The organism is Hafnia sp. CBA7124 (assembly GCF_002355555.1).
Lineage (GTDB): Bacteria > Pseudomonadota > Gammaproteobacteria > Enterobacterales > Enterobacteriaceae > Hafnia > Hafnia alvei.
The window spans coordinates 1,005,175-1,020,028 of sequence record NZ_AP017469.1 but is presented as its reverse complement, the minus strand read 5'-3'; the positions used below and the strand labels follow the sequence as shown (position 1 = coordinate 1,020,028).

The following is a 14,854-nucleotide window of genomic DNA, read 5'->3' as shown; positions in this document are numbered from 1 at the left end:
CGTTAAGCACACTGAGCTAATGTATTAAAAAACAACGACAGCTTAGGGTGAAAGGATGTTCATCCCATGACTGGTTCAGTATAATGGCAGCACTATGACAAAGAAAAAAGCACACAAACCCGGTTCAGCAACGATTGCTATGAACAAACGCGCTCGCCACGAATACTTCATCGAAGAAGAGATCGAGGCGGGGTTGGCGCTGCAAGGCTGGGAAGTTAAGTCGCTACGCGCAGGTAAAGCTAATATCGCCGATAGCTACGTAACTTTCCGCGACGGCGAAGCATACCTCTTTGGCGCAACTATTCAGCCACTTAATGTGGCATCTACGCACGTGGTATGCGACCCAACACGTACTCGCAAACTGCTACTGAAAAAGCGTGAATTAGAAACGCTGTTCGGAAAAGTTAGCCGAGATGGTTTTACCGTTGTCGCGCTGTCTCTTTACTGGAAGAATGCTTGGTCCAAAGTCAAAATTGGGCTCGCAAAAGGTAAAAAAGAGCACGACAAACGCGATGACATTAAAGATCGTGAGTGGAAATTAGACAAAGCACGTATTATGAAGAACTCCAACCGCTAAGCTACTGGCTTTACGGATATATTTTCTGATATAATGCACGATAGTACTTGGGGCTGATTCTGGATTCGACGGGATTTGCGAAGCCCAAGGAGCATGCCGAGGGGCGGTTTGCCTCGTAAAAAGCCGCAAAAAAATAGTCGCAAACGACGAAAACTACGCACTAGCAGCTTAATAACCTGCTCAGAGCCCTCTCTCCCTAGCCTCCGCTCTTAGGACGGGGATCAAGAGAGGTCAAAACCAAAAGAGATCGTGTGGATACCTTGCTTGGGGTTGAAGCATTAAATCTAATCAAGCTAGTTTATTAGTAGCGTGTCTGTCCGCAGCTGGTAGGCGAATGTAAAGACTAGACTAAGCATGTAGTGCCGACGGTGTAGTAATTTCGGACGGGGGTTCAAATCCCCCCAGCTCCACCAAATTCTCCATCGGTGATTACCAGAGTCATCCGATGAAGTCCTAGAAGCCCGCATGGCGCAAGCCCTGCGGGCTTTTTTGTTCCTTCAATTTGTACGATGCTGTTTGTGCGCTACAGCCCACACTTTTACTCAAATTAATAATCTTACATAATCAATGGAAGAAAGTGACTCTCTTAGTTCGATTGCTCCTGCAATACCTCGATAGCTAATGTATTACCCGCATAATCTGGCTCTATGCAATCCAACTCAAAAGTGGCAGCTTTACAACTAAAGATAAGGTGTTGAAGCCATACATCAGCATCAACACCGCAAATATCTAGCCCTTCGTTTTCTTATGCTTATACAGCAATTCATCAGCTTTAATTTGCGCATCGCTCAACGTATCACCGGATTTCATCTGGTAGCAGCCATATGAAAAATTAACAATAGCATCTGTATCAATCACTTTTAATTTCTGTTTAATTAAGTCAATAGTAATAAAAGCACGCTCTACATCGCAATCGATAAGAATAATACAGAACTCATCACCGCCGAGCCTAATACCATAATCACTCTTTCTTATAGAGGTTTGTATCGCGTCTCCTAATAAAGTGATTGCCTTATCCCCCATGTGATGACCTAAAGTATCATTGATGGTTTTTAATTTATCGCAATCAAGAGCAATAATAGTGACTGGAGTATTTTTTTCAGTCAACGACTTTAAACGAGCATCCAGAGTCTGTGTCAGTATCTTTCTATTATATAATCCCGTCATAGAATCAGTTATGTTTTCCAAAGACAAAACTTCATTTTTTGATATCTGGTATTTTAAATACTTACAGATGGAATACGTTATAAGCACATATAAAATAAAAAGAAATAAGTTGTTTAAAATAAAATATTGAACATCTAATTTAAGATGGACAGTATAATATCGAGTAATATCCTTGTCGTAGTTTAAAATACTAAATAATTGCTTATCTGGTTGATTGAAATTAATTTCTTCGGCTGAATTTCTATCTATAACTGAAAGCGTGAGATATTTCCATAGGAAAGGACGATCAAATGTATAAAATGCCTTTGCTAGCTCATTGATACTCACATCAGTCAAAATTATACCTTTAAGATTCCCACCAAAAAACAACGGCGTGATCATGCTAATTATTTTTTCACCGGTATAACCGTCATCATATATATGTGAAGTAACACTTTGCCCATCATGCAAACTCCTCAATGCTTCATCATCGATTTTAATGCTTCTGGCATTGCTATCTACATCAATAAACTTTCCATTATATCGCAACCAATTATTGAATGCGTATCGAGAGCTATCGACTAACTTATTAATGTATATATATTGGTTTTCAAAATCAATATAGTATCTAATGCTATCTTGCACTTTCCAATGGTAATTAGAAAAACTGTACTCTTGAGAGATTGCTTCTTCTTGACTATTAAACTTCGCAAGATATTTTATATCTCTAGCCCAATCTTCGCAGGATGAATTTTTAGTTTGTAGCGTTCCAGCTAGTTTAGGATATTTATGCCCAGTCAAATTCAAACCATAAATATCATTTACGCTCTCCATACGGTTACAGATACTCAGCACACTTGAATCTGATTTTTTATTTTTATATTCAGAAATTGAAAATGATTTTATTAAATTAAGTGCTATTCTTTGATTTATATATTCTTCAGCAAAGATAGCAGAACGGCCTTTATCTACCGTGTAACCTAGATAATTTCTTAAGCCTTGGTAGTCATTCCACAAAAAGAATGCCAGAACCATCGTTGTTAATGACATAGTAATAAAAACTCCCTTTTTATAACTTTTTGTCAGCAACATATTAAAACCCCTTAAGATTATTCTACAAACAATGCAATTTTGCACAGACTAATAGTCATGTACAATATATTAGCAATGATAAGAAATTTAATCTCTCTAATAGTGAAATTGTTATATTAGCATAGCGTTTTCTTTTGTCTGTGATGGCTAAATAATCACAATCGTAACGAGACTATACTTATAGCATGCAAATTATTATTCTTTTTTCATTGGGGTTTATTGCCCTGATTATTTTCAAACCCTTTAAATATAATTAAATATGCTGAGGTTAACGCTCACATTTTGAATAAAGAACACAACTAAAATTAGGTTCACCATTTATCTTCACGATGCTATTCATTGTAATTCTTACTATTTCCTCTTGAAATACGAATGAAAAAGGTTAGTGTAGATATGTTAACTTACGCTTCGAACGATAGATATTTTCTGTCTTTGCACTTCTAGGAAGGTTCCTTTGCCCAGCCCCACGTTAAAACAGCGCAGCCTCGCCCTCTTTGTTTTCTTTTTCTTACCTGGCGTATCAATGGCGTCATGGGTGACCCGAACTCCCGCAATACGCGACAAACTTGGCGCATCGACCGCAGAGATGGGGCTTGTTCTTTTTGGTCTGTCGATTGGGTCAATGGCTGGAATTCTCTGTTCTGGTTATTTAGTGCAGCGCTTTAGCACTAAACCCGTTATTGCTGCAGGCACGGGTTTAGTGATCGCCGGTATTTTACTGGTTGCCCTCGGGGCATTTTTCTCATCTGCGATCACCGTTTCATCTGGGTTATGTTTATTTGGAGCAGGTATGGGCTCTGCTGAAATAGCCATTAACGTTGAGGGCGCCGATGTAGAACGCATATCACATCGCCCCCTCCTTCCTATGCTGCATGGCTGTTTTAGCTTAGGGACACTGGTTGGCGCAGGGGTTGGTAATGGGCTTACCTCGGTAAATTTCCCCATACAGTGGCATCTTTTATTAATTGGTGTTATTTGCGTTCCGGCAACATTGTGGGCACTAAAATCCGTACCTAAGGGGAATGGCCTACGTCCAGTAGAACATGCGCAGAATGGCAACCAGCCTACACAGGCTAAAACAACTGTTTGGCGAGATAAGCGTCTGTTGCTTATTGGCTTAATTGTCCTTGCAATGGCTCTTGCCGAAGGCTCAGCCAACGACTGGTTACCGTTATTAATGGTAGACGGTCATGGATTCAGCCCTACATCAGGCTCGTTAATCTATACAGGCTTTGCCTTAGGAATGACCATTGGGCGCTTCTGCGGGGGATATTTCCTGCGTCGATTTGGCCGCGTTAATGTCGTTCGGGGCAGCGCCATCTTCGGCGTTATCGGCTTAGGGTTAATTATTTTTGCTGAAAATACATTTCTAGTCAGCGCTTCAGTTTTATTTTGGGGCGTAGGAGCTTCACTCGGCTTCCCTCTTACGTTGTCGGCCGCCAGTGACACTGGGCCAAATCCAGCTGCTCGCGTTAGTGCCGTGGCAACCACCGGTTATATTGCATTTTTGGTTGGGCCTCCAATGCTAGGTTTTTTAGGTGAGCATTGGGGATTGCGCTCCGCCATGATCGTGGTGTTGGCGTTAGTCGCTTTTGCAATTTGGTTAGCACCTGCCGTTGGCGAACCGCCAAAATCTGACGCCTAGTATACCGACATCTCACCCATCAATTTCTGGCGGGTGAGAACTTAATTCCATTATATTTATTACATTACACGTCAGATCCAATCTGTTTGGAACCACCTTCTCATTTCTCATTTTCTTCGTTTGTTGTGTTCCTTTAACGCTATATGCTCAACATCAAGCCTATATCTCGCGTTGGCAACTCGATTCTACTCAGACTCAAATAACGAAACTAAGCCCTCTGGCATACTCAGGAGTGAGTCATGAAAGACTCGACCATACAGATCCTACAAAACAACATGTCATGCCTGCATCAGGTAATTAGTACTAATACCCAAAACGGGCTCCACGGTAATTTACTCGATGTACTGGCACTAAGTTTTAATCTGTTAAATATGAGCAACAATGAATTAATCCAGCTAAAACAGCAACAAGATGCGCTTTCATGCCATTCAGTGGGTTTAGTGATTCAGCAGTGTAGTGCCCTATTGTGGATGGTGCTCGAATATGCCAGCGCTCAGATGGAACAATCTAGCGTGGATAAATTAGCCGATATATATCTACATACGCATTATCTTGCGCGGTCAATATCCGGCACTCCGTGCCCATCATAAGCAAGGCTCCAGTCACTCAGTGGCTGGAGCCTTTTGGTGAATCTGCCTCTATATTTTTATTCGTGGGATTTATAAAAACAGCGCCCAAATAAAACAAACAATAAAGAGCAGTAAAGCAGCAGCAGGAACCCAAAAAGCCTGATCGTAAGTTTTCATTACGTTTTTCCTTAAACTCATTTATTTCACCATGCCTTGATGAACATTCAATCTCTGCGGTAGCAGATAGTTATGAATAAATCTTACAGAGACATAGCCAATAACTAACGTCGCAATCACTGCTTCTACCGTCGCCATCATATGCAGTTGTCGCGCATACTCCACCGCTTGCGGGTAGCTGCCCACGAGGTTTGCCATTTTATAAAGTGCGGTAGCGCCAATCGCCATAGGGAACGTAAAAGCGGCGTAGCCTGGGCTAAACGGCAAGCGCATTAGGCGGAAGAAAGCACAATAAATAACCATGGTCATCAACAGTGCGATACCAAGCAACACCGCACAAATCAGCATTGAAGGCTCTTTGACAACGCTCAGATAGCCCGCTAATGACAAACTGGCCGGTGCCGCCATAATGGCAATCGTTGGTTTTGCTGCATCAGGCACTTCATCGCGAAACATGAAGCGGTAGATCATCATTGGCAGCATCAGCACATAACTCACCATCCCAATTGCCAATAAAATCAGTGCAAACTCAGTGTAGGCCTCACTTGGGCAAGTCACATCTGCCACAATAATGCCCACTGGCGGCACAAACCAGCTAGGAACTAGATGATGCAGCTTAGGTTCTTTCGCACGGTGATAAATAAAAAGCGACAGCGAGACCAGATGAACAATAACAGCCCCCAGCCAAAGCATCTGGCCCGCCGTCGGCATAAAGTTACCCAGCGCCTTAGAAACCACCATTGCAGCCATTGCAAAGGTAGGAACAATGCTTCCCACCACCGGATGTTTAAGATCTTGAGTCAGCGTATCGGGATGAAAAATAAAACGAATAGCGAGAATGGCAAGCAGTAGCCCAGCAATCAATGCGCCCACGTTTTGTCCCACACCGTGAAGCGGCAAAGCATTCTCTAAACACCATCCCAAACTAGCGATCCCCAGCGCTAAACCCGCTACGGGAGTTGGTAATCCGCGAACCTTATGATGTAGGTATCTCAACATGTCATCACCTCGATTTTTTTCATTCTTCTGCGGTAAAAACTATAGCCATCCGCTATCATTTAAAAAATCGAGTTATTTTTTACATTAGGTTTAGAGAAACTAAACGATGAATATTACCTTCAAACAACTTTCCGTCTTTGTCGCCATCGTCCGCAGCGGCAGCATGACGCTCGCCGCAGAAACTCTGTTTATGACAAAAGGAGCCATTTCACAGACATTGGCTGAATTAGAGAGTCAGCTAGGAGTACGGCTCTTTGATCGTCAACATGCACGCTTATATATCAATCATGAAGGGCAAAAGTTACTGCCTGTCGCCGACGAACTTTTGTCTCGAATGCAGGGGGTTGAACAATTATTCGGAGAGAATAGCCAAGATACCCAGCTCAAGGTGGGATGTACTAAGACTATCGGCAGCTATCTTCTGCCTGACATGCTGAAGGGGTTTAAAGAACATCAAGGGTGGTTGCCACAATGCACTATCGCCAACACGCAAAAAATCAGCACTATGGTCAGCCATTTTGAAATTGATGTGGCGTTACTGGAAGGACCCGCTAGCGAACCCAACCTTATTTGCGAGCCGTGGTTAGAAGATGAAATGGTCATTATCGCCGGTAAAAATCATCCGCTCGCCAAGCAAGAAACGGTTTCATATCAGGTACTGAGTCAAGAGCGCTGGCTGCTACGCGAGCAAGGCTCCAGCAGCCGTGCCTTTTTTGATAATCAATTGGCACTACATTTAAGCAATCCACAAATCGCTCTTTCACTGAACGCTTTTGACGCCATTCTTTCTTGCGTTGCTCATCACTTAGGCATCACTTTTATTTCAAAGCGCATGCTACACAGTTCATTTTATACGGGGCATTTTGTGCAATTACATACCGAGCAGCGGTTTATGCGGAAGTTCACACTCTGCTACCACAAAAGTAAGTTTATCTCGCCTACATTAGCAAGCTGGCTAAGCTTCAGCCGCTTATGGTCTCACTCCTAACTAGCTTGGCTTGTCATATTTAAATCACGACAGATCAGCACAAATGATCATAACAAACTGTTTTTAAATGAAAATATTTCCAAAAGAGAGAAACTTGGGCATCGGAGTGCTTTAATAGGTTTTTATGCTATTTTGTAAGAACAAATCAGGCTATTTGGTCGCAAAATAAATATCAGATCATCCATACGATAAATTACCTCGCATTTTATTTCACGCCATAAAGTTAGTTTTTACCGGCATATGAATACGTTACCCTTACTGCGCTCAATATATCTCCCAACGTCATTTGAGCAGAGCTAAGCGCAGGAGATAAATCCCGTTTTATGTGGTAACGAGTTAATAAAATGAAAATACGCCTTTGCGACGTAAAATTATTTCTTCTGGGAGTTTTGCTCTCGATTAATGGCTCTGCATTTGCAGCTTTAGCCCCGGTGAGTGGCGGTCAGGCAAAAGATGACTCCAAAAGCACGCTATACATTCGCGGTAATATATTTGAACCCGCCGCCTGTAAAATTAACCAAAACAATAATCTCGATGTGGACTTCAAACGCATCGCACTGAAAAAAATTGACGGCGTTGCTTTCGCCAGCGTAACTCCTGTCGATATTGTATGCAGCATTACCACGGGAGCAACCGTGCAGCTAGAATTTCAGGGCACATCATCAGGTAAAAGCAACTACCTGACCACAACCCTCGATAATCTTGCCATTGCCCTCTCAGACGATGCGACAGGCAAAAATATCGATCTGAATACGTTCTTTACCATTCAGAAAACGCAGACTATTCAATTACGCGCGGTGCCAATAAAAATATCTGATGCGGTGGAATTAAAAGAAGGCGAATTCAAAGCCACATCCACGCTGATTACACGCTATCTCTAACAGGTGATAAATGAAACACGCTTTATTTTCAAAACTTGATGCAAAACGCCTGCTACCACTCGCGGGATTATTGTTCGCATCGTTTCATGCTTCTGCTTTTGACTGCGTTGAAAACGGCACCGGCGTTGTTGACAAGCCGGCTATCGATATTGGCGAATTAGCTATCCCCGCTAACGTTCCCGATAAAACCAAAGTATGGGAGTCTAATCCCATCACTGTGACGGCTTATTGCGATAACAACACGAAAAGTAACTTTCAAGACTTCGTGACCTTCTATTTTAATCCTAAATCAAAATCTTTAGGTCAAGGATTAAAGCTAGGCGTAACCTACGAAGGAAAAGATCTTGAACAAAATGGCCAAGGATTGCAGGTGCCTGGCGGCGGCCCAGTCTATAAAAAAGGGTCAGGTACACCAACGTTTAAAGTCGTTACCGTTACCTTTCGCCTCTATATTCGTGTTGATGGAAAACCGCCAGCGTCAGGTCACTATCAAGGAGCCGATGAGTTTGTTGTCTTTCAGCTCGATGGCTCAAGTGGGATCAATTTTCGCCCAGATGCAAAAAACCTTAAGTATTCACTCTCAGGTTTAACCGGAACACGTTTTTTAAGCTGCGGCGCGCAAATAAAACTCTATCCAGAAAATCAGAATCTCGATTTTGGTGATATTGACCGAACAACGCTCAGCAGCGGTGGCATACTCTCAAAAGAATTCAGCGTAAAAGCAGTGAAGGAAGGCGGATGTCTAGAAGACTTCTCCTTAACCTCTGAGTTCTCAACAACTGAAACCCTGCTAGATAGCACACATATTAATTTAAATAACGGCGTAAAACTCAGTTTCACGGATCAAGATAGCAAAGCCGTCGAGTTCAATAAATATACTAACTTCGGCAGTATGAAAGGTATTACTGAGTTGAGTAAAAACTACAAAGCCAGTATTTCAGTGATACCAGGACAAACGATCAAAGCAGGGCCTTTCGTGGCAACGACGATCGTTAAAGTCAATTACTATTAACTTCATTTAGAAAAATCCTAATATCCTATTTTACTAAATGATATTTTTAGATTAATAAGTAGAAACGCAGACGAGGTTCCCCTCATCTGCGCTATTATTAAAACATATATTAAATTCATCTGCTGATTATTAGGATTTTTCCATTGCAAAATGCCGCAAAAATACTCCGTACATAAATATGTTCGGAGAAATGGAAATGCGACAGTCTACCCGCTAAAGGAATAAGTGCAAAAGTTAATAATCAACGATGGGGTCTAGCTCTAAATTAGCGGGTTGGAATACACCAGCGTAGAGAATTGCTACGACCAGCTCCTCCTTGATAGCAATTTACCTTGCCTTCACCGACAAGCTGCAATAGCCAGTGACGTGTAACATAAATGCTTTCACCACTTTCTTCTGCAACCTCTCTGGTTTTTGGCCAACATGATTCAGGTAGATAAGGGTCTGTACTGCGAGTTTCCCCCATTCTAATTGAACATATTTTACCCAAATTCATGTAGATTCTTTCTTTCTTCGTTAATTTATCCATTTCCAACTCCATTGACTCGTTATCGTTGAACGTTATGTGTCTTTGTTGTTGCTACCGCATGTGCGGCAATTCTACCGTCCCTGGCGGATACTTCTCTCATCGAGGATGAGGGTCCAAACTCAATTCCATTAAAGCGCGACAGTATGAATTAATTCCTCTTGCAAACGACGTTTATTATTCAACTCAATCGCCGGTGTGTTTAAATAAAAAAGGCGGCGACGGCCAGAGACATAAGTGAGTCTCTCTTCGTAAAGTTTCATCAAAGCCAAAAGCTCGGCATCGCTATTCAAATTAAATTTATGCATAACAGAGCGTTTGTGACTGCTGATGGTTTTAATATTTAATGAAAGTATCCATGCAATGCGTTCAACGCTAAAACCTAGGCATATATAGCGCACCACCTTCTCTTCCTGAGGAGAAAAATAAAGCGCTTGGCATTCTTGGCAGTTGCGTACTCTTTCTTCCCCAAGTTGTGCATGCTTCCACGCCTGTAACAGCTTGAGACTCAACGAATTCAAAGTCTCTTTGCGGCTGATAAACAGCACATTTTTCAAACAATCAGGTAGCCGTGACAACGGTGGCTGCGCTGCTTCACTGCATACACCAACCAACAACGAATTTGCTTTTCGATGTAATAACTCATGGTGACAAACTTGAGCACCACCATTTTGGAATATCTTTACTACAATATCGGAAGCAACCAAGTTCTCTTGACTGGTTTCGAGTAATTCAAGCGTTCCATAATCACTTGAAGCAAAGTTTTTCTTTATAAAATGCCACAGTCCTTCACGGTAAAAGGCATTATCATCATCAATCAAAACTCTAATCATCTTGTCACCCGGAAGCTTATTATTGGATTATTGTTTCTGGCCAAAGATAGCCTTGTAAATGGCTAGCACCTGAGCGAGCAGCAATATCCCTATGCTGTAAAGTTTCAATACCTTCAATTAATACGTTAGATGTTATTTGATAACACCTTTTAACTAGTTGCTTGAGCTCGAGTGGTGAAAACTGAGTACGCCAAAAGGCGTACTTATCAATTTTGATACCATCAAAGCAAAAATTAAGCTCACACACCGTAGATAATAATGGTTCATCAAGATCGTCTAGCCAAACGGCTATATGGCGTTCACGCAATCGCTCAAGATTATTGACTAACTGTGCTTTGTCTACATCATTCAGCCCAACTAAATTCTCTGGGTCCTGTAGTTCAATTACTAATTTTTGTTCTGGAGATATCTGAATTTTATTTTCTAACTCCGAGCCCAACAGATCGCGAACAGATAAATTTATAAAATAATGGTATCCCGCAGGATTACTCGCCACCTGTTTAACCTGTTGGTTGAAAATCGAAATTAATATACTTTCTGGCGCATGCTGAAAGTAATATTCAGAATCAACATCCTCGGTAAAATAGCTAAGCACTTCATACCCAATAATCGAGTCTGTTTTCAATTCAACGATAGGCTGAAGTTTAATTCCTGCTGGCGACTGATGGTCAAACATAGTCATTCCACCTCCCTTGACGTAATGGCTATCGAGTTTTGAAAACGGGGATCATGAGAAAATATTAGGCTAGCCTCATGGCGCTGTTTTTCTGCCTCATCTGCTTTATTGCTAAAACTCAATATGGCAATACGATAGGCATATACATTTTTATCAACATGGTGTGAAAGATATTGCTGCGACCACGTGATATAGCTCTGTAATATTTTAGGGTCACGGCTGACGTTATATTGCAAAAGCTGGTTCACCTGACGATCATATTCAATGCGTTCTTGAAATATCCAAGGCTGCCAAAACTGTTGCTCTAATCGAGGGAAATCAATATTTACCTGTCTTAGCTGTAGCTGTTCCGCTTTAGTCAACAGTACTTGGGTTTGTAATGTTGAAAGCATGATTCCAAGACCGCCACACGCCCCGGCTAGGGATACGGCTCGAATGGTCCCCGCAATCTTGGGTTTCGTTACCACACGCGGCTTAGAAAGCGCCGAATCCGTTAGGCTCAGCAACAGTAAGAAAATCAGCCAGTGCCCTGTGGACATATAAAACGGATATTCCAACTGGGTATGCACCGCGAAAGGCAACATCAGAAGCCATAGCGTAAATAGGCTTTTATCCGTTCGCCGCCAAGCCAATACCATTAAGCGAAAATAGGCGGTAGACAGAAAAATATATCCAGCCAGTGCAGCAACACCGCCCTCAACCCAGCCAAACAACAGCTCGTTATGTGGGTGGGTAATAACGCCCATTCCGGTTATCGGTGGCGTCATGCCAAGGGCGAAATGGGCAAAGCTGTACTCGAAACTGCCATACCCCCACCCAAGAATCGGATGGTTCATAATCATCGCCAGAGTAATCTGTAAGATTTTCCAACGTTCCAGATTTGAGCCATCATGAGAGACGGGGATAACCAGCTCAGCGCCGACTAACAGCGTATAACCAAGCAAAATACCGCTGATGATTAAGCCGACAAATGCAGTCGTCCGACGTGGCTGATTCCTTACGCGTAATAAAAAGTTAATCAGCACAACGGCTATCGCACCGATATAGCCGGCACGCGACTGAAGCAAAACGAGCATCGCGGGCAACAAAACCAACGCAGCCAACTGCTGTAGATGTATTAGACGATGAACAACTGAACTTACTTTGCTTCTGATGTTCAGCGGTTGGGGCAAATAAAGCAGATGCAACGAGCAGGCCAGCCCCGTGGCCATAAACGAAGCCATCACATTGACCTGACGAAACACGCCAGTTGGCCTAACGCCCTCATCACCGAGCGCCATCAAACCTGAGAGTGGAGGCAGCAGAGTGAGCTGAATAAACCCGATGACGCTCTGCACCAACGTCGCAAACAGCAAGAAATTAAGCAGCAAGATGCGCCAGCGAGAGCTAAAGCGGCATTGCAATAAGGTGAAATAAAAAATTAGCCCTGCCACTACACCAGCCATTTGCAGAAGAGCCTCTTTCAGCCATTTTTCTGATGTATAAAATAGAGGAAGTAACAGCAATAAAATGCCGATAACAATTAAATTAGATGTGGTTGTCGTAATAATGGATTGATGGCGATTAAGCAGCCAATAGGCAAGAACAGATAGCGCAATAAACACCCAAGCAACAATATTTCCCGGCACTCGCAATCCGCTTCCGCCCATACTTGGAATAAAGACGTGCATCGCCAATGCTAAGTAAATTAGCAGCATGACTGAAATGGCTTTTCGGTTAATTACTTGCATTCTTTACTCTTAATAACGCTTTACGCTATATCGATTGGAAACACCTTTCGATAAATATATCGACTAGGGATATTCAAGATGAAATTCTACCGTAGTATTAAAGTCCCCTTCTGTAATGCTGTGGTCGGCAATACTTTTTGGTGAGGCCTGTAAAAATGCAGCAAACTTAAAGGAATTAGCGCCTTGAGTCAGGCTGTACTTAGCCGACCCCGTATTCAGAGGGATAAGCGTGGATGGGTTTTGAACATCACCAGATATCGACTCTATGCCGATTGCCAAACCTTTAACCTGAGCACTTTTTAAAGAAAGATATCCTTTTTGATCGCCATCTTCTGCGCCAATAAAAGACACCAGCACCGTTTTCGAAATTGAAACGTCACAATTTTTAAGACCAATGCTGAAAGGTTTAGAGTCAGAGCGACCTGCTAAATAAAATGTCTTAATCGCAGTAACACCAAAATCAACACTCTGCCCATCAGAGTTTATGTCAACCTCACAAGGTTCACTGACGACTTCACCATGAAAGTTAATATCTATCGTTGCCCATGAAGTGCTTGAAAATAGCGCTAAACATAGCAAGGCTAAAAACTTCATATTTATTTTCCTCAGCATAACTACGAGCGCATATTTCTGATTAAAATGCTTTACTGGTACGAAATATTTAAATTAACCGTGGTATGAAATTCACCTTCGATCAGTTCTTCAGGAATTCGCTCCAGCATGGCATGCATCACTAAATCCATATTTCCTTGAGACATGATCAACGGTTCGCTATGTTCGCCGGGGATCAACTGACGATGTTTGTCATCTTCCAATCGCAAACCAACCCCTCGTGCTGAGCCAAATATCTTCATCAGATATTTATTATTGTCACTCTCCACACCATTCACGGTGATATAGGAAACCAACTGTCCGGGAAGATAGGTGATATTGCCGCCGTGCATATTGTCTCGCGGTGAGTTCCCCACTACGCCGCAGTCCTTCAGTCGGATATGCACTGCTACGGGATCGGTTCGATTTCCCACCCGATTCAAACTCACACGAGAAATCGTTCCTAAATTCACCGATTGTTCTTTCGATTCCATTTCCAGTACGCAGGTCGGTTCCGTTAATGCGCCCTGTACTAGGAGCTCGCCATGCATACCAAAAACATCCCAGCCATCAATGTCTTCTGCATTAGCCAACCGCAGATCCACCGCGGTGATACTCCCTGAAAACAGGAAGAGCCACAGCGTTGTGCGAGCAAACTTTAGACATGAAGTACGCATAGCATTCACCACTAGCCTTGGTTGGCAACGGCACGGCACTCGCTACCATTACAGGTAAATTTCAGTTCAGGGCGACCGCCAAAATCGTTGATATAGGTGACATATGGCGTGGCATAAACTGGGGAAACCGCCTTAAGAGTCGATTTTGGCGGTACCATCACAGGACGAAAATCATTTGCCGAATCCGACTTCGCCTGTCCAGATATACCAATCACGGTGAGGTAATAAGGCGTTGGGTTGTGAATCTGATATCCATCACCGACTTTCGTCAGCACCACTTTTTCCTGCCAAATCACATCTGAATCGATCGCGATCGGCGCTGGTCGATAAAACAGTTTGATCTTGGTTTGCAACGCAATCTGCATCACGTTTTGTTTAGTACTACGCGGCGGGATTTCGCGTACGTTGAAATAGAATACGGACTCGCGATCCTGTGGAAGTTTGGCAACCCCAGCCATAGCATTGATTCGGATCTGGCTCTTAGCACCAGGTTCAACGCGTTGAACAGGCGGCACAACCACCAGCGGGTCGGTGATCTTCTGGCCATTGCTATCTTCCAACCATGACTGTGCCAAATAAGGCAACTGAGTATTATCGTTGCGAATATTCAGACTGATCGATTTTTGGCTACCGTCAAAAATAGCGCGAGTACGATCGAGAGCAATGGCTGCATCAGCTGCCTGAGCAGCCAGTAACAAGACGAAGCCTAATGATAAAGTTTGTTTTAATTTCATA

Annotated in this window: 15 protein-coding genes and 1 other RNA gene; 7 read left to right on the top strand and 9 right to left on the bottom strand. The window is 42.8% G+C overall.

Translation table 11 applies throughout. The features are described 5' to 3' along the window. Positions 1–94 precede the first annotated feature (94 nt). Both smpB and ssrA read left to right on the top strand, forming a co-directional pair. Complete coding sequence (smpB, locus tag CPY98_RS04755) at positions 95–577, top strand: SsrA-binding protein SmpB (RefSeq protein ID WP_025800516.1); 483 nt, start codon at positions 95–97, stop codon at positions 575–577. A gap of 49 nt (positions 578–626) precedes the next feature. Further along, positions 627–990, top strand: a transfer-messenger RNA (tmRNA) gene (ssrA, locus tag CPY98_RS04750). A 316-nt stretch (positions 991–1,306) separates the two neighbouring features. On the opposite strand, the gene dgcJ is transcribed toward ssrA, so the two are convergent. Then, a complete protein-coding gene (gene dgcJ, locus CPY98_RS04745; RefSeq protein WP_046359214.1) occupies positions 1,307–2,815 on the bottom strand; it encodes a diguanylate cyclase DgcJ in 1,509 nt (502 codons plus the stop codon). A gap of 454 nt (positions 2,816–3,269) precedes the next feature. On the opposite strand from dgcJ, the gene CPY98_RS04740 reads away from it, so the two are divergent. Next, positions 3,270–4,460 (top strand): MFS transporter, encoded by a 1,191-nt coding sequence (locus CPY98_RS04740; protein WP_096386542.1) that lies wholly within the window; start codon positions 3,270–3,272, stop codon positions 4,458–4,460. A gap of 239 nt (positions 4,461–4,699) precedes the next feature. Then, positions 4,700–5,050, top strand: coding sequence for a hypothetical protein (locus CPY98_RS04735; protein ID WP_072307993.1), 351 nt, complete (start codon positions 4,700–4,702; stop codon positions 5,048–5,050). 177 nt (positions 5,051–5,227) lie between these two features. Here CPY98_RS04735 and CPY98_RS04730 read toward each other — a convergent pair whose 3' ends face one another. Further along, positions 5,228–6,205: a TDT family transporter gene (locus CPY98_RS04730; protein ID WP_043491393.1), complete on the bottom strand. Its 978-nt coding sequence runs from the start codon at positions 6,203–6,205 to the stop codon at positions 5,228–5,230. Positions 6,206–6,311: 106 nt separating this feature from the next. Between CPY98_RS04730 and CPY98_RS04725 the strand changes: the two genes are divergently transcribed. The 3 genes from CPY98_RS04725 to CPY98_RS04715 all read left to right on the top strand — a co-directional run bounded on the left by CPY98_RS04725 (position 6,312) and on the right by CPY98_RS04715 (position 9,086). Continuing rightward, positions 6,312–7,193: a LysR substrate-binding domain-containing protein gene (locus tag CPY98_RS04725; protein ID WP_096386539.1), complete on the top strand. Its 882-nt coding sequence runs from the start codon at positions 6,312–6,314 to the stop codon at positions 7,191–7,193. Positions 7,194–7,537: 344 nt separating this feature from the next. Next, entirely contained in the window at positions 7,538–8,074 is a 537-nt protein-coding gene (locus CPY98_RS04720; protein ID WP_025800505.1) for a fimbrial protein, read from the top strand. 10 nt (positions 8,075–8,084) lie between these two features. Next, positions 8,085–9,086 carry a fimbrial protein gene (locus tag CPY98_RS04715; protein ID WP_025800504.1) on the top strand — a complete coding sequence of 334 codons (1,002 nt, stop codon included), beginning with the start codon at positions 8,085–8,087 and terminating at the stop codon, positions 9,084–9,086. Between the two features lie 265 nt (positions 9,087–9,351). On the opposite strand, the gene CPY98_RS04710 is transcribed toward CPY98_RS04715, so the two are convergent. The 7 genes from CPY98_RS04710 to CPY98_RS04680 all read right to left on the bottom strand — a co-directional run bounded on the left by CPY98_RS04710 (position 9,352) and on the right by CPY98_RS04680 (position 14,853). Next, positions 9,352–9,615 carry a FaeA/PapI family transcriptional regulator gene (locus tag CPY98_RS04710; RefSeq protein WP_071889956.1) on the bottom strand — a complete coding sequence of 88 codons (264 nt, stop codon included), beginning with the start codon at positions 9,613–9,615 and terminating at the stop codon, positions 9,352–9,354. A 128-nt stretch (positions 9,616–9,743) separates the two neighbouring features. Continuing rightward, positions 9,744–10,445 carry a LuxR C-terminal-related transcriptional regulator gene (locus CPY98_RS04705; protein ID WP_025800503.1) on the bottom strand — a complete coding sequence of 234 codons (702 nt, stop codon included), beginning with the start codon at positions 10,443–10,445 and terminating at the stop codon, positions 9,744–9,746. Between the two features lie 19 nt (positions 10,446–10,464). Continuing rightward, on the bottom strand, positions 10,465–11,127 hold the full coding sequence (locus CPY98_RS04700; protein ID WP_231899433.1) for an EAL domain-containing protein: 663 nt from the start codon (positions 11,125–11,127) through the stop codon (positions 10,465–10,467). Further along, positions 11,124–12,851 carry a PglL family O-oligosaccharyltransferase gene (locus CPY98_RS04695; protein WP_096386537.1) on the bottom strand — a complete coding sequence of 576 codons (1,728 nt, stop codon included), beginning with the start codon at positions 12,849–12,851 and terminating at the stop codon, positions 11,124–11,126. The genes CPY98_RS04700 and CPY98_RS04695 overlap by 4 nt, the downstream gene beginning before the upstream one ends. Positions 12,852–12,914: 63 nt before the next feature. Beyond that, positions 12,915–13,445, bottom strand: coding sequence for a fimbrial protein (locus tag CPY98_RS04690; RefSeq protein ID WP_025800500.1), 531 nt, complete (start codon positions 13,443–13,445; stop codon positions 12,915–12,917). Between the two features lie 50 nt (positions 13,446–13,495). After that, a complete protein-coding gene (locus CPY98_RS04685; protein ID WP_025800499.1) occupies positions 13,496–14,119 on the bottom strand; it encodes a fimbrial protein in 624 nt (207 codons plus the stop codon). 11 nt (positions 14,120–14,130) lie between these two features. After that, complete coding sequence (locus CPY98_RS04680) at positions 14,131–14,853, bottom strand: fimbria/pilus periplasmic chaperone (RefSeq protein ID WP_025800498.1); 723 nt, start codon at positions 14,851–14,853, stop codon at positions 14,131–14,133. Position 14,854 lies beyond the last annotated feature (1 nt).